Annotated in this window: 12 protein-coding genes; 8 read left to right on the plus strand and 4 right to left on the minus strand. The window is 39.7% G+C overall.

Going from position 1 to position 20,986, the window contains the following annotated elements:
• The first annotated feature begins 185 nt into the window (after positions 1-185).
• The 3 genes from QQK02_RS02615 to QQK02_RS02625 all read left to right on the plus strand — a co-directional run bounded on the left by QQK02_RS02615 (position 186) and on the right by QQK02_RS02625 (position 5,591).
• Entirely contained in the window at positions 186-2,549 is a 2,364-nt protein-coding gene (locus tag QQK02_RS02615; RefSeq protein WP_284206389.1) for a carbohydrate binding family 9 domain-containing protein, read from the plus strand.
• A 156-nt stretch (positions 2,550-2,705) separates the two neighbouring features.
• Positions 2,706-5,084, plus strand: a complete 2,379-nt coding sequence (locus QQK02_RS02620) for a carbohydrate binding family 9 domain-containing protein (RefSeq protein ID WP_284206390.1) — start codon at positions 2,706-2,708, stop codon at positions 5,082-5,084.
• 21 nt (positions 5,085-5,105) lie between these two features.
• Positions 5,106-5,591 (plus strand): type II secretion system protein, encoded by a 486-nt coding sequence (locus QQK02_RS02625; protein WP_284206391.1) that lies wholly within the window; start codon positions 5,106-5,108, stop codon positions 5,589-5,591.
• Positions 5,592-5,826: 235 nt separating this feature from the next.
• Here QQK02_RS02625 and QQK02_RS02630 read toward each other — a convergent pair whose 3' ends face one another.
• Positions 5,827-7,434: a hypothetical protein gene (locus tag QQK02_RS02630; protein ID WP_284206392.1), complete on the minus strand. Its 1,608-nt coding sequence runs from the start codon at positions 7,432-7,434 to the stop codon at positions 5,827-5,829.
• Between the two features lie 12 nt (positions 7,435-7,446).
• Positions 7,447-8,715: a conjugal transfer protein TraF gene (gene traF, locus QQK02_RS02635; RefSeq protein ID WP_284206393.1), complete on the minus strand. Its 1,269-nt coding sequence runs from the start codon at positions 8,713-8,715 to the stop codon at positions 7,447-7,449.
• 451 nt (positions 8,716-9,166) lie between these two features.
• Between traF and gltS the strand changes: the two genes are divergently transcribed.
• Complete coding sequence (gene gltS, locus QQK02_RS02640) at positions 9,167-10,366, plus strand: sodium/glutamate symporter (RefSeq protein ID WP_284206394.1); 1,200 nt, start codon at positions 9,167-9,169, stop codon at positions 10,364-10,366.
• A 241-nt stretch (positions 10,367-10,607) separates the two neighbouring features.
• Here gltS and QQK02_RS02645 read toward each other — a convergent pair whose 3' ends face one another.
• Both QQK02_RS02645 and QQK02_RS02650 read right to left on the minus strand, forming a co-directional pair.
• Positions 10,608-11,738, minus strand: a complete 1,131-nt coding sequence (locus tag QQK02_RS02645) for a PQQ-dependent sugar dehydrogenase (protein WP_284206395.1) — start codon at positions 11,736-11,738, stop codon at positions 10,608-10,610.
• Positions 11,739-12,118: 380 nt separating this feature from the next.
• The gene (locus QQK02_RS02650; protein ID WP_284206396.1) at positions 12,119-13,549 is read right to left on the minus strand and encodes an MFS transporter; all 1,431 of its coding nucleotides are present in this window, start codon (positions 13,547-13,549) and stop codon (positions 12,119-12,121) included.
• A gap of 359 nt (positions 13,550-13,908) precedes the next feature.
• Between QQK02_RS02650 and QQK02_RS02655 the strand changes: the two genes are divergently transcribed.
• The 4 genes from QQK02_RS02655 to QQK02_RS02670 all read left to right on the plus strand — a co-directional run bounded on the left by QQK02_RS02655 (position 13,909) and on the right by QQK02_RS02670 (position 20,927).
• Positions 13,909-15,315 (plus strand): family 16 glycosylhydrolase, encoded by a 1,407-nt coding sequence (locus QQK02_RS02655; RefSeq protein WP_284206397.1) that lies wholly within the window; start codon positions 13,909-13,911, stop codon positions 15,313-15,315.
• A 55-nt stretch (positions 15,316-15,370) separates the two neighbouring features.
• Positions 15,371-18,817, plus strand: a complete 3,447-nt coding sequence (locus QQK02_RS02660) for a hypothetical protein (RefSeq protein ID WP_284206398.1) — start codon at positions 15,371-15,373, stop codon at positions 18,815-18,817.
• A gap of 10 nt (positions 18,818-18,827) precedes the next feature.
• Positions 18,828-19,712: a glycoside hydrolase family 17 protein gene (locus tag QQK02_RS02665; RefSeq protein ID WP_284206399.1), complete on the plus strand. Its 885-nt coding sequence runs from the start codon at positions 18,828-18,830 to the stop codon at positions 19,710-19,712.
• Positions 19,713-20,006: 294 nt separating this feature from the next.
• Positions 20,007-20,927 (plus strand): glycoside hydrolase family 17 protein, encoded by a 921-nt coding sequence (locus tag QQK02_RS02670; RefSeq protein ID WP_284206400.1) that lies wholly within the window; start codon positions 20,007-20,009, stop codon positions 20,925-20,927.
• Positions 20,928-20,986 lie beyond the last annotated feature (59 nt).

Genomic DNA, 20,986 nt, shown 5'->3' on the forward strand with positions numbered 1-20,986 from the left:
TATTAATTATTTACTTACATTTATTCACTAGCCTTTTTAAACCTTTTAATTAAAACCTACAACTCATTAACAAATGCAAACTAACGTAAATTTAGTACCGTCAAACGTAAACGCTTTGCGCCAAAATGTAATTATTTGCGACACTACAACAAGAAAAAATTAATCTAATGATGTTCAGGAAACCCATGCGACCAAATTGGCCAGCTTTATTATGCACTTTAATGACATTGTCGTTTAGCGCAATCGCAATCGAAAAAGACGCCCCAACGATCCCAATCCCAAAAATTTCTGGCGAGATTCAAGTTGACGCGAAACTTGATGAACTACAGTGGAAAAACGCTAAAAAGGTGCAAGTGAATAATGTCACTCGTCCTTATGATAATGTCCCTAGCCCTGTGCAAACTGAAGCGCTATTGATGGAAGATGGTGAAACATTTTACATTGCCTTTATCGCTCAAGATCCAGACCCTAGCCAAATTAGAGCTTTCCTTAGAGACCGAGATCGTTCTTGGGGCGATGATATTGTCGGTATTAAAATTGACGCTTATAACGATCAACGACTCGCATATCGCTTTCTAGCCAATGCGTTAGGTGTACAAATTGATGGTATTGAAAATGCAGTAACACGTCGCGAAAGTGATTCGTGGGATGGCATTTGGCAAAGTAAAGGCGAAATAAACGACAACGGTTATATCGTGGAAATGGCATTACCTTTGCGTATGCTTAATTTTAACGAAGGATTAGACATTCAAGAATGGGGAATTGAACTCGTTCGCTTCTACCCTCGTCAAGAGCGCCTGCGTATCTCTAATATTTATTTAGATAGAGACAATAACTGTGAGCTTTGTCAATTAGCAACCGCTCAAGGCTTTAGTGGTGCAAAACAAGGCCAAAACTTAACGATAGCGCCATCAGCTGTACTTGGCAGACGAGAAGAGCGTGATGATGATAGCACTGACTGGAAAAGCGAAGATCTCCAAGAAGTTAGCTTAGATGTTCGCTGGGGCATTACGCCTGATATCCTACTAAATGCGACCATCAACCCTGACTTTTCTACCGTAGAATCAGATAGTGCGCAACTAAGTATCAACAGCACCTTTGCTTTATTTTTCGAAGAAAAACGTCCTTTCTTTTTAGATAATGCCGATTATTTCGAATCAGATTACAACTTAGTTTATACCCGAAATATTAACTCGCCTAACTATGGTGCAAAGTTAACAGGTCGCCATGGTGATCACTCACTGGGGGTTTTCCTTACCGACGATGAGTATACAAACATCTTGATTCCTGGCAATCGCAGTTCTTCAGTAGGTACGATTGAGGATGAATCAAAGGCATTAGCATTTCGCTATCGTTACAATCTAGGTCAGGATATCACCTTAGGCTGGATCAGTACGATGCGCGATGGTCAATACTATGAAAACCAAGTTCATGGTATTGATGCAAATATTAAGTTTACTGAGTCTGACACCTTTAAATTTCAAAGTGTTTATTCAAATACCCTATATCCAGAAGATTTTTACGAGCAATTTTGTGACGCAGAAGATCCTCTCGCCTGTCAAGATTCTACCAACCTACCGCCATGTAGTATTGAAGAAGGTTGTGACACAAATGAGTTGGTTTTACGCACGTTAAAAGACGGTGACTTTAGCGGTAGTGCCTTTAAAGCAGACTATCGTCATAGCGACAGAGATTGGTTTTATCGGGCATTTTATAACAAACAAAATTCAGGCTTTCGTGGTGATCTAGGCTTTATGTCACGTGTTGACCACAACCGCGCAGGTTTAGCGGTTGAACGTAAATGGTATGCCGAACAAGGCAATTGGTGGAATCGCTTTAATATATACAGTGATTACGACATTAGCCACAACGATGCTGGTGAGTTGTTAGAAGAAGAATATGATCTGAGTGCAAATTTAAGCGCTAAATACGAGTCATTTTTCCGAGTTGGTTATACGTATCGTGACGTTGTCGGTAGTCGCATTGATAAAAGTAGTTTAGCCATTGAAGGCAACACAACATTGTTCCACCAAAACGAATTTAATGTATTTGCTGAAGTTAAACCGGTTTCTGGGCTTTACTTAAATACCCGCGTTGAGTCGGGCGATGGTATTGATTACTCGAATAATCGCGCAGGTAAAAAGCTTCAAGTTCGCCCTGTTATTAACTGGAGTGTGAATAAGCATTTAGAAATCAAACTACGTCATACCTACCGAGAGTTAGATGCTGACAACGCGAATGTGTTTATGGCGCGTTTAACGGATTTACGCACCACGTATCAATTTAACGTACAAAGTTATTTGCGCTTTACTATTATCTACAATAACACCAGTAGAAACCCATTCAACTCGCCATATACGTTGCCGGAAGATATTGATGCAAATAGCAAAGATATATCGACTGAATTACTGTACGCCTATAAATTGAACCCACAAACGGTATTTTATGCAGGCTATTCAGATCATCATGATTCAACGACGGGTTTTAGCAACTTAAGCCAAGACAACCGTGCTGTTTACATGAAATTTAGCTATGCATGGCTAAAGTAGTGACATTAATATCTTGATTTAAAATCAGTTTTTAAAGAGCCGCAACTTAATAAATTTGCGGTTTTTTGTTATGTGGAGGCCAGCAAACAGTTGAGTTAATGATAATATTTTGTAACAATCGAGCAAAATAAGAATAAATGCGGTTAGGGAGTATGCATGGTTCGGAAAAAGAGAACATTTCAACGAATACTGTTATGGGCAAGTGCGATAGTTTGTGGAACGAGCTATATGGCTGTAACCTATGCCGCTCAAGAACAAATTGCGACCAATACAACCCAAATTCATATTCCTAAAACAAGACACCAAATTAACGTAGATGGCGAATTAGACGATAGAGCTTGGCAAGACGCCTTAACGATAGATCTTAATATCGTCAACCACCCTTGGAACAACCGCCCTTCTCCGGTAAAAACAACGGCGAAAATTGTTGAAAATGGCGAATATCTGTATATTTCCTTTTTAGCTGACGACCCAAATCCTGAAAAAATTCAAGGCGTATTGGGTGATCGAGATACCACGTGGTTTGATGATATCGTCGGTATTAAAATTGATCCACAAAACAACAGACGCAGCAACTATGCGTTTTTTGTCAATCCATATGGCGTGCAAAACGATCAAATTAGTAATGAAATTACCGGCGAAGCTAGCAGTTTATGGGATGGCATTTGGGACTCATACGGCAAAAAAACCGCCAATGGTTATCAAGTCGAAATGGCAATTCCCTTTCATATTCTTAACTTTAAAGAAACAGATGGTCCTAAATATTGGGCATTTGAATTAGCGCGCCAATACCCGCGCGATACACGTTTACGTATCTCTCATGTACCTTTAGATCGCGATAACGCTTGTTGGTTATGTCAATACCCCGTGGCCGTTGGCTTTGAAGATGCAAAAGTAGAAAATGATTTAACCATTACCCCTTCAATCGTGGCGGGGTTTGAGCAACAAAAAGACATTTATACGCCAGGTAGTAAATGGCAAGACGAAAAAGAGCTCAATGCGGGTGTTGATTTTCGTTGGGGCATAGATGCAAATACCTTAGTCAATGTTACGATAAACCCTGACTTTTCAACCATTGAGTCTGACGCTGGCCAACTTAACGTCAATACAACAAACTCATTATTTTACGATGAAAAACGCCCGTTCTTCCTTGAAAATAACGAGTATTTTGAATCACAGTTAGATTTAGTTTATACCCGAAATATTGCTGAACCTGATTACGGCGCGAAGCTTACTGGTTCAAATTCAAACCATACTTATGGTGCGTTTTTCGTTCAAGATAGTGAAACAAACTTTTTAATGCCGGGGAATTTAAGTGATGAAATTGCATCACTTGATCAAGAGAGTTATTCCGGTGTTCTTCGCTATAGATATGATTACCAACAATCATTATCCGTTGGTGCAATCTCAACGTTGCGAAAAAGTGACAATTACCACAACTATGTTGCAGGCCTTGATACCAAGTACCGTTTCGATGACAACAATAGCCTAAAAGCTATGTGGTTAGGCGCTAGTACCGAATACCCTGATGAACTCTTCCAAGACTTTTGTTTTGATGACGACTGTAGCGACATCCCACCGAGTTGTGAATTTGGCAATTGTAGCTACTCAGAACAAGTTATTCGCGCTAAAAAAGACGGCGAGTTTAGCGACGATGCGTTTATCGTAAAATATGAGCATGAATCAGAGTTTTGGGATTTTGGCGTAGAGCATGAAAATATCGGTGAAGATTTCCGTGCTGATTTAGGCTTTATGTCTCAGGTTGATGTAAAAAGCAATGAAATTGAAGTTGCTCGCAAATTTTACGGTACAGATGACAGTGCATGGCAAGAGGCAATCTTATCAGGTAAATGGCGTAAGAAGAAAAATCAAAACGGCGAGCTAATTGTAGACGAATACAACGCAACATTTAGCATTGATGGCCCTATGCAGTCTTACTTTGAACTTGTTTACGAATATGCCGATAGAGTAGGTTTACGCCACGATGACAGCTCTTTAGCCATTACTGGTAATACTGACTTATTTAATGAAAAGCTTGTTACAGGCTTTGCCTCTGCACAGTTTACTAACCGCATTTACCTTGATGCGGCTATTACTTTAGGTGACAAAATTGATTATTCAAATAATCGAATTGGCGATATCACGGAATTAGGCGCAACCTTGGAGTGGAATCCTACAGATCATCTAAAAGCTACCCTTGGCTATATCAATAGTGCACTAGATGCCGACGAACAAGACGTATATGACGCTCAACTCATTGATACTCGTATTACCTATCAGTTTAATGTCCGTAGCTATTTAAAACTCAGTGTGGTGTATCAAGATATAGATAGAAACCCTGATAATTATTTGTATGATGATGTCAATAAAAATACAAAAAATCTTGCGACGCAATTAATCTATGCGTATAAAATCAACCCGCAAACAGTATTCTTCTTAGGCTATTCAGATAATAGTTTTGAAGACGATGAATTAGCTTCGTTAGAGCGTGAACAACGCACTTTCTTTACGAAAGTTAGTTACGCTTGGCGATAGTGGTAAAAAGTAGTAAAAAATATGCAAAAACATAATGGTTTTACGTTAATTGAATTAGTCGTCGTTATCGTCATTTTAGGGATTTTAAGCGCAACCGCCCTGCCAAAGTTTATCAACCTATCAAGCGATGCAAGAACAGCCGCCTTAACGCAAATAAAAGCGAGTGTTAAAGCAGCAAACGATCTGATTTTTATGAAATCTCAAATGCCAAGTTACGCAACCCAAGCGGTGCCAGGTAGAGATGATTTGCTTGATATCGATTTAAATGGCGACGGTAATTACGATTTACGTTTGAAAAATAACTACCTAGACAACACTGATATTGAAGAGCGTATTAACGTCTCTGATGAATTTATTTTTGAAGAAGAAGGTATTGACTTTACTTACGTGGGTTACGATCTAGATCAAGACGGTCAAGTTAAAGATGATCAGTGCTACTTCAGCTATACCCAAGCTCAAAGTGATACTGCGTCCCCTTCATACGATATTATTGCCGATGGCTGCTAACTAGGATCTGTTGATCTTTCAGTTTGTAACTCTGTTGCCTTGAAAAAGATGAGATTCGCGGCGCTTAAAGTAATGTTTGGTTGTTCCAAATACACTTTAAGTAACAAAGAATATCGCTTCTTCAAGCAAACCCAAAGGGCTTTGGCTAAAATGAAAGATCAACAGCCCCTAGCTAACAGTTAAACACGCAATAAAAAAGGTCGCATTTGCGACCTTTTTTACATTCAAGTTGCACTTAAAAATTGGCTAATGCCATTTGGCATTGCTCATCAGACGCTGGAATGTCATCACTTTGCTCTACAATACCTGTACTACTAGTAAACTCTCTCACTTCATCATCAAAATCGAATGAAAAACGTAAGTCAGTAATTTTTGCCACTTGGCTTACCTGAGTTGTACCTGCAATTTCAAGGTTAACCGTTAAGTGATAGTCGCTTAAGCGTTGCCATGAACCGGAAAGCAGTTTACCTTGTGTATTAAGCTCATCATCAGGATCTTGGTTGTCTTGATATTTCACACAAGCGCTTAAGGTGCCTTGCTCGGCAAATAAGTCGCCACCAAAATGTAAGCTTGCCGCGATATCTTTGTCGCCGTACTGAGCAAAGGTGACGTGATTATTTGCAAGCGAATCGGGCAAAGCATTAGCATCAAGCGTTAAGTCTTCGCTAGTTACATAAGTATTAACCACTTCAGCAATCGCCTCTAGATCGCTAACATCAACACCTTGTTGAATAACTACTTCGAGAATCTCTTGTGGCTCAAATGCATCAGCATTGAAGTTATCTTGTGCAATCACGTTCAGTAGTTGCGGTGTAAAAATTGGCGCTACTTGTTCTGCAATACTGGGTAATTCAAAGGCTAACTCGCCTATGCCTTTGGTTGCTTTTGTTAAGCCTGAAACGATATGACCACTAACATTTTCAACACCCAGATCAGGGTTACCTTCAATATACTCGACTAATAAATTCGCGTTATCGATAGTCAGAATTTGACGACCTGTCGTATCAATCGCCGATATCGCATCAGCTATTAACGCCGCTTTGATAACCTTATTATCGATATCTTGTGTTACTAACCCTGCACTTTCATAAGCGTCTTCTAATGCCGATTCAACTAACGCTAATAATACAGTCACGTCTTCAGTATCAATATCTGAAAGTAATGCTTCAATAGAGGCATTTTTTTGCTGACCAATGGTTTCTAGTGCTTGATATATAAAACTGCTTAAATCAGAAGGTAGGTCTTCATGATCACCGATTTGGCGATAATCATCACCTATCATTTCGGTAATTTTCTCAATAATAAGGGCAGTACTAAAGGCCAAACGCAGTGATTGAATTGATTGCTCATCAGCTAATGGATCAGTCATAAAATTAACATCGCTGTTCACCGTTTGCTGATTATTTACTGCCAGTGCGCCTAATGAGCTAAGCGGCGATATAACAACGTTTGTATTACTGCCTTGGTAATCAAAACTAAAACGGGTATTGAGTTTTGATAACGTTGAGCGATCATAGCCCCCCACCGCTTTGATGGTGACATTGTCGGTTGAGTTTAATTGTAAACAATAGTCTAGTTGTCCTAATGCACAATAGTCCTCACCCTGTGCGCTAACACCAAAGTAACCATCTTTATCGGTAATAGCTCTTGGCTCAAACGGGTCAAGTACATCGTCATTGTTGTAATCGGCAAACACAATTGCGCCAGTCACAAAAGGGTCAATCACGACACCCGATACACTCGGATTGATTTCTTGAATGGGTAACTCTGGGCTGTCTTGGTCGTCGGTTGAACAGCCGATTAACGCACTACATACGGCGGTAGATAATAATAACTTCTTCATATTGCTTCTCCACTAAATGGCTTTATTCAATGACAAACCAATAAACACACCACGTGGTGACTTATCGCCATCGATTTCGGTATCTTCTAATGCAGCACCTAAGCTTAAATTAAAAATCCCCCAACCAAGGTTACCTGATAAATAACTTAATTCAGTACCCACTAGGTTTTTACTGTACGTTAGGCTTAAATTAGGCATATATTTTGATTCTGGGCGACCTGAAACCGACACGCTTGCCCATTGTTCTTCGATACCTACCGGAATGTTATGCTCAGTTTCAATGCTAAAATCGATTGCCATCGATTGACTGTCATTAAAGATACTTGCTTGAGCCGTAACATAAGCATCGGCTTTATAGGTTTCAGACAAGGCGATACGATCGCTAAAATATTGTGCGGTATAGCAGTTTATTTGAGCGGCCTCGGTAGGCTTTTCTTCACAGTTTTTACCAATATCACCAAACTTAAAGCTAGGTTGATTAATATTAAGAATGTTCAAACCTAAGCTATAGTTTTGACTCATGAAAAACGCTGAGGCATCTATTGTTACACCAACTTCACGTTTAATATTATCTTCATAGTCATCTAAAATAATATCCCCTAAGTCTTCATCTGAATCTGCTGCTTCGAACGAAATAACTTGCTTAGACAAACCGTATTGAACAAGATTAGCGCGCACACCAGCATATAAGGCGCCATATTTACTCTCATTAATTTGTCTTGAGTAACCTAAACTCACTTGTAATTTCTCAGCCGCCTTAACATAACCACTACTGTTGGTTTCTATGGTTTGTTGCAATTCGTTATAACGAACCTCATCATCCAGTACAATGCTATGCAAGAATGCTGACATTTGCGTACCAAGCGTAAACGTGCCCACGTCATTTTTGTATTGGAAAGAAAGCGGTAAATCACTACTTAGGTGAATATTGCCATATCCTTGTTCGCCAGCAATCGGCAAAATTTCATTAAACCGGTCAATAATTTCGGTTGCTTCATCAAGGGTAATATCATCTTCATCGAGGATATCAATCAACTCTTCAATTTCATCAACAAAGTCAACATCGCCGGCTTCAGCTTGTACATTGACATTGAAAATATCAAAAAATGCAAAGCCTTCTTTAGCATAGACAGCTGGCACTGCAGCGTTAACACCATGCATCGACATTGCATGATGGTTTGATACGCCATAGGATGAATAGCCTGGTTGATCAGCAGTGCTTGCCATCGCAGGTAAGGCAATCGCGCTGGCTAAGGGTAACAAGTAATTTAACTTCTTCATGATCGTTTCACTTTGTTTTTTTAGACCGTTACGATCTAGTTACAGATAGTGACACTTTGTAACACAATTCTTGCCATTTAAAAGTTAATAATTCGTTATTCCCCTGGTCATCAGACCAATCCCTAGCGATAGGCTAAGCCACGACTAATCACTGTTCATACAACTTTAGAACTAACATTTAATTTACAACTTGGATTTACAACTTGGATTTACAGTAATAATATAAAAAAACAACAAGGGATTAGGATGACAGTATGATATGTCGCATGAAAACAGTAAGGCGTACCGTAAAATTACCCACCTACTTGATCGCTACCCTATCACCAACACGAGTATTCGCCGATCAGCATGATATCGTCTAACACCTGACTTTGCGTTAACTAACATAAATGGATTCTTGAAATTAAGTCATAGCATTGCAGTTAGTCGCTTGAATAAAAAGGAGTAAAAAATGGTGTTAATTGATAGCTTCATGACATTAACCATCGCAATAATTGTCTTTTTTATAGGAAGCTACATAACAACGAAAGTGCAATTTTTACAACGTTTCAATATTCCAGAGCCGGTGACTGGTGGGCTGTTGGCTGCAAGCATTTCTTTTCTATTATATTTTTTATGGCAAATAGAAATTAATTTTACCTTAGATACCCGAGATACCTTATTGGTTTATTTCTTCACCTGTATTGGTATCAACGCCCGCATAAGTGATTTGTATAAAGGGGGAAAGCCTCTCGTTATCCTACTCGTGCTCACACTTTCCTATATCGTTATTCAAGATATTATCGGCGTTTCAAGCGCAAAGCTGCTCGATTTAAACCCAGCGATGGGTGTGTTAACGGGGTCAGCATCACTCATTGGGGGGCATGGTACAGCGATAGCGTGGGCTGACGAAATAGAAAAGCTAGGTGTAAATAGCGCACTAGAAATAGGTATTGCATCAGCTACCCTTGGGCTCGTTGTCGCTAGTTTACTTGGTGGTCCTATTGCCAAATACTTAATCGGCAAATACAAGTTAGAAAGTGAGCAAATAAATGAACCTGTGGTCGGCGTTAGCTATGAGCAACAGCAAGTAGGACGCCTTAGTCATTTAAGCTTTATGTCGTCTATTTTAATCATTCATATTTGTATTATTATTGGTTACATCGCTAACTTATGGCTCAACGAACTAGGTATTAAATTACCGCTATTTGTCACCAGCCTAATTGCAGGTATTATTTTATCCAATACCATTCCCGTTATCTTTAAAAAGGTTAACTGGCCAGATCATACCAAAGCGTTGGCGATTATTTCTGACTTGTCATTAAGCCTGTTTTTAACGATGTCACTGATGAGTATGCAACTATGGACCATTGCAGGTCTCGCGGGGCCACTATTGCTAATTCTCTTTTTCCAAACAATCGGGACGGTTTTCTATATCTTGTGGGTGGTGTTTCCATTAATGGGGCGAGATTATCAAGCTTCTGTATTATCGGCAGGCTTTGGCGGCTTTGCCTTGGGTGCGACCCCCACTGCTATCGCTAATATGACGGCAGTAACCAAAACTCATGGTCCAGCGCCAATGGCGTTCATTATTCTACCGTTAGTAGCGGCCTTTTTTGTTGATATCACCAACTCATTTGTTATCAAATATATCTTAAGCTTAGTGCAATAATTTCAAGATAATTTATAGCCAGTATTTAGCCAACTCGACTCTACTGGCGTAAGATTTTTAAACAGCTCAGCTTAAGTTTTCCGTAATGTGAGGTCACGCTAGACTTTACAAAGCTAGGTTTCGAGATATCAACTGTATTATTAGCTGTTGGCACTTGTGCATACAAGTATCAAAAAAGGCCACCTTATCTGATGACCTTTTTTAATCAACTATCACGATCTTACCTATTCCACACGATAATTTAAGGAAGTAGTCGATAAACGCCGACACCGTCTGCGCCAACATATAAGTAACCATCTGGCCCTTGTGAAATACTGCGTATGCGCGTTAAGTTTTCTTGAACAATTTCCTCTTTAACGACTTTGTTGCCATCTAACGTTAACATCACTAAATAGCCAAATTTCAATGAACCAACCAGCAAATTACCTTGCCACTGAGGATACTTGTCACTTGTCACAAACACCATATCTGAAGGGGCTATTGATGGGTCCCAATACCACAGAGGTTGCTCCATTCCTGCTTTTTCAGTTAAGTCAGTAAAACTAGTACCCGAGTAATTAACACCATAACTAATTACTGGCCAACCGTAGTTTTTACCTTTAGCAATAATATTAACTTCGTCACCACCTTTAGGGCCATGCTCATGTGTCCAAATATCACCCGTTATAGGGTGTTTTGCCATACCTTGAGGGTTTCGGTGTCCATATGAAAAGATAGCCGATTTAGCATCTATATCACTAACAAAAGGGTTATCTTCAGGAATACGACCGTCATCATGAATTCGATAAACTTTTCCTGCATCACGACTAATATCCTGCGGATTAATATCACGCTGTCCACGATCACCTATAGAGAAATAGAGGAAACCTTGGTTATCAAAAGATAAACGGCTACCAAAATGCACGCCTTTTTCGCCATAGGCTTGCGCGACATAAATATCTTCTTGCTCAACCAAAGACATATTCTTTAATTTTGCACGCATAATAGCGGTACTAAAATTACCTTCACCATCTTCCTTGCTATACGACAAGTAAATCCAGCCGTTTTTCTCGTAGTCTGGGTGTAACGCAATATCTAGTAAGCCACCTTGTTGCTTTACCTTTATTTCAGGTAGACCACTAATAGTTTGATCAAGCAATATGCCATTTTTCACCATGCGTAACTCACCTGCTCGCATCGTAATAAGTAACTCACCTGACGGTAACCACGCCATAGCCCAGGGGATACCGGTATCTTCAATATATTTTTCAACAATGATTTGTTGATTCACCTTACTGACCTCAACAGGCTTGCCGTTTAGGTTATCAGAGCAAGAAAAAGTAGAGATAGAGAGCAGTAAACTTAAAAATAAAAGCTTTTTTGTAAATGACATAATCTTTGGCATGTTGTTGTAATTTGAATTGATGATATCGAATTCAACAAAAAATATCAGTAAAAGAACAGAGATTCACTTTTCTTAATGAGTTAAATGACGCTTGCTCCATTGTCAAGGTGTGGGGCTAGACCATTTTTTTATGGCCTGATATCGGCACATGCGTCGCTATAACAAAATGTTATTGCGAATGGCGAGGTAGGGGATTGAGTGTCTATAAGCAGCATTTTGGTCGACTAAAAATACTTGGATTCATTACTTATCATCTCAATGATAATAGTTAGCTATGTTTTATCATTCATCATAATTGATGACAATTATTCCCTCCGGTTGGAAACAAAAAATGGGCAATACAAGCCCATTTTCATTGATTGTAACTGCTAGATATCTCCACGCCTTTCTACTAATACAAGTTTAATTTCATTGGCTTTTTCTTCAGTCAGGTTATAACGCCACATAACAATAATGGCAAAAAAAGCCGTTGTCGCAGGAATAACAATATCGGCAATGCGCAAGTTAGTCATGGTTTCTACAGATTGCGTTGCCGCACCTGCATCAAAGCCAACATATTTAAGTACAGCGCCACCTAAGACAAATGCTAACGCCTGCCCTATTTTGACCATTAACCAATATATGGCACCAAACGTTCCCTCTTTACGTGGCATACCATTTTTCATTTCATCTAAGTCACACACATCAGCTGTCATACTCATCATCAAGGTAAATAAACCACCTATACCAAACGACATGAGCGGAATTGGCATAAAAATAAGCCAAGGATTTTCAGGGTTAAACCCATACCATTTTAAGCCATAGCCAATAATCGAAATAAACGTTGCAACAATGAAAGCATTCTTTTTTCCCCAGCGATTAGACATCCATGTGACAACCGGGATAACAAGAAATGCTGTTACTACTGCACTAATGGTTGAAAACCATGCAGGCCAAGTTCCAGCCAAACCGTAATCACCGTTGAACATATGAAAGACAATAATGAAGTAGCTAAATGAGGCCACTAAATAAAAGCCATTAAAGACTAAAAACGTTGCTGTACAGAGCTGAACAAATTGCTTATTTTTGAAGGTTTGCGCAATACTACGAGCAACACCAACTAAATTTACCCAAATGGTACTAAAGGAAATTTCTGCCCTATTTTCGATTTGCTCGCTATCAATTCCTTTACAAAATAAGCCTGGCATTATCCCTAAAATGATACAACCAGCAGCAACATATAGTGAGAGCGTACGAACCCCTTCAGCCTGTGTCGCAAATAAATCAGGATCCGCAATAAGTACCCAGAACCATGGCACTATCATCCATGCAATTTGCCCCATAAACTGAGAGAACGCCATAAGTCGAGTGCGTTCATTGTAGTCAGAAGTAATTTCATATCCTAGCCCAACAAATGGCGTTGCGTACATCGTATTGCCAATGGTGAATGCCAAGGAAAACAACATCAGATACCAAAAAATATGATCTTGTGACCACTCAGGATTAAGCTGCCACATCGCGGCAAAGAAAGTACCACTTAATATAGCGCCAATAACAATATAAGGTCGGCGTCGCCCCCACCTTGACTTTGTATTGTCAGTAACGAACCCCATAATTGGATCGGTTAACGCATCAAATAATCTAGGTGCGCCACTTAAAATACCAGCAAGCAATGGATCAACACCAAAGGCAGTAATTAAGAAGAATGAAAAAATCCCTAATGAAGCAGGGAGTAAGTTAAGCACTAAGGTACCTGTACCGTATGCTGTTTTTTGACCAATTGGCACTTTGCCTCTTGCGGACATTTCTAATTGCGTCATATCGACTCCTATAACCCCTTGCAAATTATCAAGAAATCTACTGTATGACATTTGAACAACTAAGTGAGAAAAATACGCTGACCTGTCCCCGATAACACGACAATACGGACAAACACGCTATTAAGACGGTTTTCTTTTTTCAAATTTCAGCTATCGTTTTACAGTAAAAAGGATTAGATTGAGGATGCGCTATCTTCCCTCTGTACATCGCTATTTTACTAGCTTTGACCGCTTAATCTTGACCCGAGTCCACCTGAGCTTATTTTGATTGCTATCTTTGACTGGCGAATTATTGTGCCAACTATATGCAGTCACTTGCAGGATAAATATTGCCTGCAACAGACAAAGGTAACTCAATAATGCTAACAATAATTAAAAATTCCTTTGTGATAAGCGTACTTACTTTACCGGTATTAACAGGTTGTTTTACTCAATCTCATTCTGGTGATTTACGTGATAAAGGATCTAAGATGTCGAGCAGTCAAAACCTAAACCTTGTTGCAAGTGCAAACTCGGTTGAAAACGCCTATGCCAATAACATTGTTTGGGCGGTAAACTTTGGTGGTAATAAATACCAAGCTTTAAGTGGCGTTACATTTGAATCAGACCAACTTTCCCACAAATTCTTACTCGGTAATGTTGATAATATTTTAGGATCACAAGACCCTACGCTTTATCAAACCTACATTGAAGGCAATATTTCAATTAATCACGCTGTAGATAATGGCACCTATGATGTCACCTTTCTGTTTGCTGAACCGGAAGACATTGCAACCGGCGAGCGTATATTTGACGTTAATATTAATGACGAAAAAGTATTATCAGCGATTGATATAAGAGGTATGCGAGATGGGAAGGCTTTTTCTGCTCTCGATAAAACCGTCAATAATATTAACGTTGATAATGGAAACCTGTTTATTGACTTAGTCCCGATAAAAGGTAGCCCGGTGCTATCAGGGATTATTGTTCGAAGCCATGACGAAAACACCAAGCAATGGCAGCTTGTCTGGCAAGATGAATTTGATTATGAAGGTCAGCCAGATCCAACAAAATGGTCTTTTGATGAATGGCCAGCAAGAAAGGTCAACGATGAAGATCAAGTTTATACCAGTCGTGAAAAAAATGTGCGTGTCGACGGTCGTAAATTAATTATAGAAGCTCATAAAGAACCCTATGACAATGGTGAGTATACGTCTGCAAGAATACACACCTTAGGAAAAGCAGACTTACTTTATGGAAAAATTGATGTAAAAGCGAAGTTACCCGCTGGTCGCGGCACATGGGCTGCAATATGGATGTTACCTTCAGACCCGTTTCGTTATGCGACTTCTTGTCAAGCGGGTGCCGATTGGCAAGGAAGTTCAACATGTGATGCTTGGCCAAATTCCGGTGAAATAGACATCATGGAACACGTTGGCTTTGACATGCACAACGTGCACGGCACGGTCCATAACAAAGCATATTACTGGATTAACTGGGAGCAACGTAAAGGCGCGATAAATGCAAGAAGCGCTGATCAAGAATTTCACGTGTATAGCGTTGAATGGTCACCTCAACAAATCGTTGTGCTAATGGACGGCACCCCCTACTTTTCTTACAGCAACGAACAAACCGGATGGCGAGCTTGGCCATTCGACCATCCTTATCATTTAATACTTAATCTCGCTATAGGCGGCATGTGGGGACGTGCCGGTGGCCCGATCGATGACTCGATATTCCCAGTAAGAATGGAAATCGACTACGTACGTATGTACACCAATCGATAACACCCAATTCAGCCAACCTATTTAGCTAATATATACATCACATTCGGAGTAAGTAATGTCGACTTCTGTGCAATCTCATGCAAACGTCACTGGAGAGTTTATCGATCTCAATGGTGAACGTTACTATGCAATTAAAAACGTTGACCAAATGGCGCCTTTTTTTATCAGCTTAGTTTCTGATAGCGATCATTGGATGTTTTTATCTTCAAATACAGGACTAACCGCCGGCAGAGTCTCTCCTGATACTGCGCTGTTTACCTATGAAACAGTAGATAGAATTCATGAAAGTCACCCACATACAGGCTGTAAAACCTTAGTGAAGGTCTTGCGTGATAACCAAGCTCAACAGTGGGAACCCTTCAATAAAGAGCATGACTTTAGATATAAAGTGACTCGTAATCTTTATAAAAACTTGTTAGGTAACAAGATTTGTTACGAAGAAATTAATCATGATTTACAGCTATCTTTTTGCTACACATGGGCTAGTAGTGCCGAATATGGTTTTATTCGCTCGTGTCAGCTAACTAACTTATCTTCATCAATGGTTGAAGCAGAATTGCTCGATGGCTTTCAAAATATCTTACCTGCTGGCACCCCAAGACATACTCAAACAAATTCAAGTAACCTAGTTGACGCTTATAAGTGGTCAGAATTAGAGGAAACCTACAATTTAGGGATGTTTAGCCTGTTTTCTGGCATCACCGATCGCGCGGAGCCGTGTGAGTCTTTAAAAGCTAATACTGTTTTTTGTTTAGGCTTAGATAAGCCAACTATGTTGATGTCGTCTAATCAAATTTCAGCATTTAAACAAGATAGTACCCTTGAAAGTGAATCAATTATTAAAGGGGTTCGAGGGGCTTATTTAGCAAACTTTTCGACTTCTCTAGCAGCCAAGCAATCAAAAACATGGCAGTTTGTTACCAATATTGAGCAAAGCCAAAGTCAGATAGTGGCATTACTTTCACAATTATCTAAAACTGACACGTTGCAAAAATCGATAGCGGATTCAATCGAGAATGGCTCTGAAAATCTGGCTAAGAAAATGGCTGCTGCAGATGGTTTTCAATCGACAAACGAAGAGCCAGTTAGCGCACATCATTATGCGAACGTACTATTCAATGTGCTACGAGGTGGTATTTTTGATGATCAATATAGTATTTCGACCAAAGACTTCATAAAAACCATCAAGCATTTTAACTCAGGCGTTTATTACAAACACAGTAGTTGGCTAAACAGCTTACCTAACTTTATTGGTTTACCTGAATTACATAAACAAGTGCGATCCTTAGATTGTCACCAATTAGAACGTTTGGCGATGGAATACTTGCCTATTACTTTTGGCCGACGTCATGGTGACCCGAGTCGCCCTTGGAATCAGTTTGAGATAAAGCTACTTGATGATAACCAAGAAAAAATCCTTTCATACCAAGGTAATTGGCGTGACATTTTCCAAAACTGGGAAGCACTAACCTTTAGTTACCCTGAGTTTATTGAGTCTGTTGTATCTAAATTTGTTAATGCCTCAACCATCGAAGGCTACAACCCATACCGCATCACTAAAGAAGGTATTGATTGGGAAGTTGAAGATCCTGAAGATCCGTGGAGCTACATTGGCTACTGGGGTGATCATCAAATTATTTATTTGCAAAAGCTCTTAGAGCTAAGCCATCAATTCCACCCAAATAAGCTCACTGAACTACTGGGTAAAGAAATCTTTAGTTATGCCAACGTTCCCTACCGCATTAAGTCTTTTGACGAAATTAAAGAGAACGCCAAAAGCACGGTACTTTTCGATAACGAAAGTGCAGAAGAAATTGAGCATAGAGTGGAATCAATGGGTGCCGACGGTAAGCTTGTATTAGCAGCAAATGGCACGGTTTATCATGTTAACTTAGTTGAAAAGCTCTGTGTCGCCTTGCTTGCTAAATTGGGTAATCTAGTGCTTGGTGGCGGTATATGGTTAAACACGCAACGCCCTGAGTGGAACGATGCCAACAACGCATTAGTTGGTCAGGGCATTTCCGTTGTTACCTTATGCTATATGCGACGCTACACGGCATTTTTAATTAACTTACTTAAAAATGAAAAACATGATGTTGCGTTGTCTGAAGAAGTCGCTACATGGCTAGCTGGCACAAGTGAAATACTTTCTAAAGCAGCCATCGACATCAATGCTGGGCGTGTTGATGAACACACACAATTAGCAATGACCAATCAACTGGGCGAGCTTTCAAGCTGGTACCGTCAAACAGTTTACGATAAAAAAGGATTTTCTGGAAAAACAAAGGTTTTAGTATCCGATATCGTCAATATGTTAAGCCATGCGCAAGTAGCGATAGATTACACGATTAAAGCCAATCAAATGGCCAATGGTATGTTCCACGCTTATAACCTATTGTCACTCTCTGATGATAGCTTAGCAATTGACCACCTTTACCCAATGTTAGAAGGACAAGTAGCCGCATTAAGTTCTGGTTATTTAAGTGCAGCACAGACAAACAATGCCTTAGATAATCTCTTTGCTAGTGATGTATATCGTGAAGATCAGCATACCTTTATGCTTTACCCAGACCGTGCGCTGCCTTCATTTTTGAATAAAAATGTAGTTGATAGTGCTCAAGCCAAGAAAAACCCATTAATTAACGCATTAGTAAATAATCAAGATACCAGCATTATCGAAAAAGATGTGGAAGGTAATTATCGGTTCAATAGCGCATTAACAAACAAAGATCAGTTAGAAGATGCATTAGTCAGTCTGCCAAACTCCTTGCAACCTGTTGTTTTAGAAAACAAAGCTGCTGTGCATGCACTTTATGAGCAGGTATTTAACCATAAAGCATTTACGGGGCGCTCTGGCGGCATGTTTGGTTTCGAAGGGCTTGGCTCAATCTATTGGCATATGGTTTCTAAGTTACTTCTTGCTGTGCAAGAATGCTATTTCACTGCGATTGCAGCGAGTGAAGATGAAGAGCAAATCAACCGGTTAGCCGTTCATTATTATGCCGTACGTGAAGGCATAGGTTTTAACAAAACACCATTAGAGTATGGTGCTTTTCCTGTAGACCCGTATTCACATACGCCGATCCATAGTGGCGCGCAACAACCCGGTATGACAGGCCAAGTAAAAGAGGAAGTACTGACTCGATTTGGTGAATTAGGCATTAGAGTAAACCAAGGACAAGTCAATTTTGAACCTTCACTTTTACGTCAATGTGAGTTTTCTTCTCAACCGCACGAATTCAAATACCTTGATGTTAACAATCAGTGGCAAGTGTTGTCTCTACCTGCGAAAACATTGGCGTTTACTTGGTGTCAGGTACCTATCGTTTATCAATTGACCGATGCCGATGAAACGTTAAAGGTCCAGATAGGAACACATGAACTGGTTATGCCAAATCTGCAATTAAGTAGCGATATTGCTCAATCAATATTTGAACGCACGGCTAAGGTTACGTCGATAACCTTAACGTTAAATCCGTCTACTCTTTCTTCGTTAAGCTAAGGACTTATTAATGTCTAACCGTAAGAAAAAATATATGTCAATTTCAGGCATGAATGTGATTAACCTGCCTGAAGATGAATTAAAAGCTAAAGCGAGAACAATTCTCGACGAAAAAATTCACGGAATTTCTTTCAGCCCTTATGGTGAAGGGCAAAAGCCAGGCGATAAAGTCACAATGATGCAAATCAATGAAAGGCTAAGTGTTATCGCCAACAACATACATTGGATTCGCAGTTTTTCTTGTACCAAGGGTAATGAACTTATTCCTGAAGCAGCTAAAGCAAAAGGTTTGAAAACGTTAGTGGGTGCATGGCTAAATGACGACTTAGAAAACAATGAGAAAGAAATAACGAACTTAATTTCACTGGCTAAGGCAGGGTTTGTTGATGTCGCAGCTGTTGGCAACGAAGTACTCCTTCGAGAAGAGCTAAGTGAAGATCAACTTATTGAATATTTAGTGCGTGTTAAGGCTGCTCTACCAGATATCCCTGTTGGCTATGTTGATGCTTACTATGAATTTGAAGATCACCCTAGGATAACGGAACAATGCGACGTAATTTTAGCTAATTGCTACCCTTTCTGGGAGGGATGTGCCCTTGAATACTCTATCTTATATATGAAAGATATGTTCAGACGGGCAACCAAAATAGCAAATGGCAAGAAAGTTATTATCACTGAAACCGGTTGGCCAGACCAAGGACCCAGTGAATGGGGGGCGGATCCAAGCTTTGTTAATGCAATGAAGTACTTTATTGGTACCTATCAATGGGCAGGTGAAGAAGATATCGACGTTTTCTATTTCTCATCATTCGATGAAAAATGGAAAGTAAAAGATGAAGGCGGTGTGGGTGCTCATTGGGGGCTATGGGACACACACGGAAACTATAAATATTAATAATTAGGGGCTGTTGACCTTTCATTTTAGCCTCTGCTTTAGGCTAATTTTGAAGATAACAAGGCGAAAAGAGAGTAATGTAGTTGTTCTACCTTAACGATTTTCAACGATGTTAGGTTTAAAATTAGCCAAAGCCCTTTGGGTTGACTTGAAAAAGCGATATTCTTTGTTGCTTAAAGTGTATTTGGAGCAACCAAACATTACTTTAAGCGCCGCGAATCTCATCTTTTTCAAGGCAACAGAATTACAAAATGAAAGATCAACAGACCCTAAATGTCGAGTTGGTGTAGAAGTATGAGTAATGACAATGTACTGCCGTTTGCAACGGCAATCTGCTATTCAGGATATCGCGAAGGTCAAAACCCTAGAGAAGGTATTTACCCAAGCTATGAACAAGTAAAAGAAGACCTGTTGATTCTACATGATCAATGGTGTTATTTAAGACTTTACGATTGCGGGCCACATGCTGAAATCGTGCTAAATGTTATTGAGTCTGAACATTTAAATTTTAAACTTATGCTCGGTGCTGATATTGGCGCTGAACAAGTAAACCCTAATTGTCCTTGGGGCGCGCAATATAGTGACGATGAATTGGCTAAAAATGCCAAGGCTAATCAAGCACAAATTGAAAAACTCATTGAGCTAGCAAATGCATATCCTGAGATTATCTCAGCAGTTTCGATAGGTAACGAAGCAAGTGTTGATTGGACTGATCATTTAGTGCCTGTTGAACGATTAGTCGGCTATGCTCAACAAGTTAAAAACAATGTTAAGCAACCAGTAACTTTCTGCGAAAACTACGTACCTTGGTGTCAAAAGTTGCAGCCACTTGTTGAGGTGATTGACTTTATCTCAATTCATACCTACCCGGCATGGGAATACCAAACCATTGAAACGGCGCTGGCTTACACCATCGAAAATTATCAAAGTGTTGCAAACGCCTATCCTGATAAGCAAATAGTTATCACCGAAGCTGGCTGGACAACCGCGTCAAATGGCAGAGGAATTGAGTGCTGGAATGCATCTCCTGAACTACAAGCTATTTATTACCAGCAATTATTGGCTTGGAGCAAAGAAAACAAAATAACTACATTTATTTTCGAAGCCTTTGACGAACCATGGAAAGGCTCAGGTGATGACAATGAACCAGAAAAACACTGGGGCTTATTCTATGTTGATCGTACCCCTAAACTGGTGATGAGAGAAACAGCATAATCCTATAAATAATTTTAATTTAGCATATAAAAAAGCTTTACCTTGTCGGTAGAGCTTTT

This window comes from Thalassotalea eurytherma (genome assembly GCF_030161415.1).
Taxonomy (GTDB): Bacteria; Pseudomonadota; Gammaproteobacteria; order Enterobacterales; family Alteromonadaceae; genus Thalassotalea_G; species Thalassotalea_G eurytherma.

Coding starts and splice junctions, on each gene's coding strand:
- QQK02_RS02615 (WP_284206389.1), top strand. CDS start 186: ATGCGACCAAATTGGCCAGCTTTATTATGCACTTTAATGACATTGTCG.
- QQK02_RS02620 (WP_284206390.1), top strand. CDS start 2,706: ATGGTTCGGAAAAAGAGAACATTTCAACGAATACTGTTATGGGCAAGT.
- QQK02_RS02625 (WP_284206391.1), top strand. CDS start 5,106: ATGCAAAAACATAATGGTTTTACGTTAATTGAATTAGTCGTCGTTATC.
- QQK02_RS02630 (WP_284206392.1), bottom strand. CDS start 7,434: ATGAAGAAGTTATTATTATCTACCGCCGTATGTAGTGCGTTAATCGGC.
- traF (WP_284206393.1), bottom strand. CDS start 8,715: ATGAAGAAGTTAAATTACTTGTTACCCTTAGCCAGCGCGATTGCCTTA.
- gltS (WP_284206394.1), top strand. CDS start 9,167: ATGGTGTTAATTGATAGCTTCATGACATTAACCATCGCAATAATTGTC.
- QQK02_RS02645 (WP_284206395.1), bottom strand. CDS start 11,738: ATGTCATTTACAAAAAAGCTTTTATTTTTAAGTTTACTGCTCTCTATC.
- QQK02_RS02650 (WP_284206396.1), bottom strand. CDS start 13,549: ATGACGCAATTAGAAATGTCCGCAAGAGGCAAAGTGCCAATTGGTCAA.
- QQK02_RS02655 (WP_284206397.1), top strand. CDS start 13,909: ATGCTAACAATAATTAAAAATTCCTTTGTGATAAGCGTACTTACTTTA.
- QQK02_RS02660 (WP_284206398.1), top strand. CDS start 15,371: ATGTCGACTTCTGTGCAATCTCATGCAAACGTCACTGGAGAGTTTATC.
- QQK02_RS02665 (WP_284206399.1), top strand. CDS start 18,828: ATGTCTAACCGTAAGAAAAAATATATGTCAATTTCAGGCATGAATGTG.
- QQK02_RS02670 (WP_284206400.1), top strand. CDS start 20,007: ATGAGTAATGACAATGTACTGCCGTTTGCAACGGCAATCTGCTATTCA.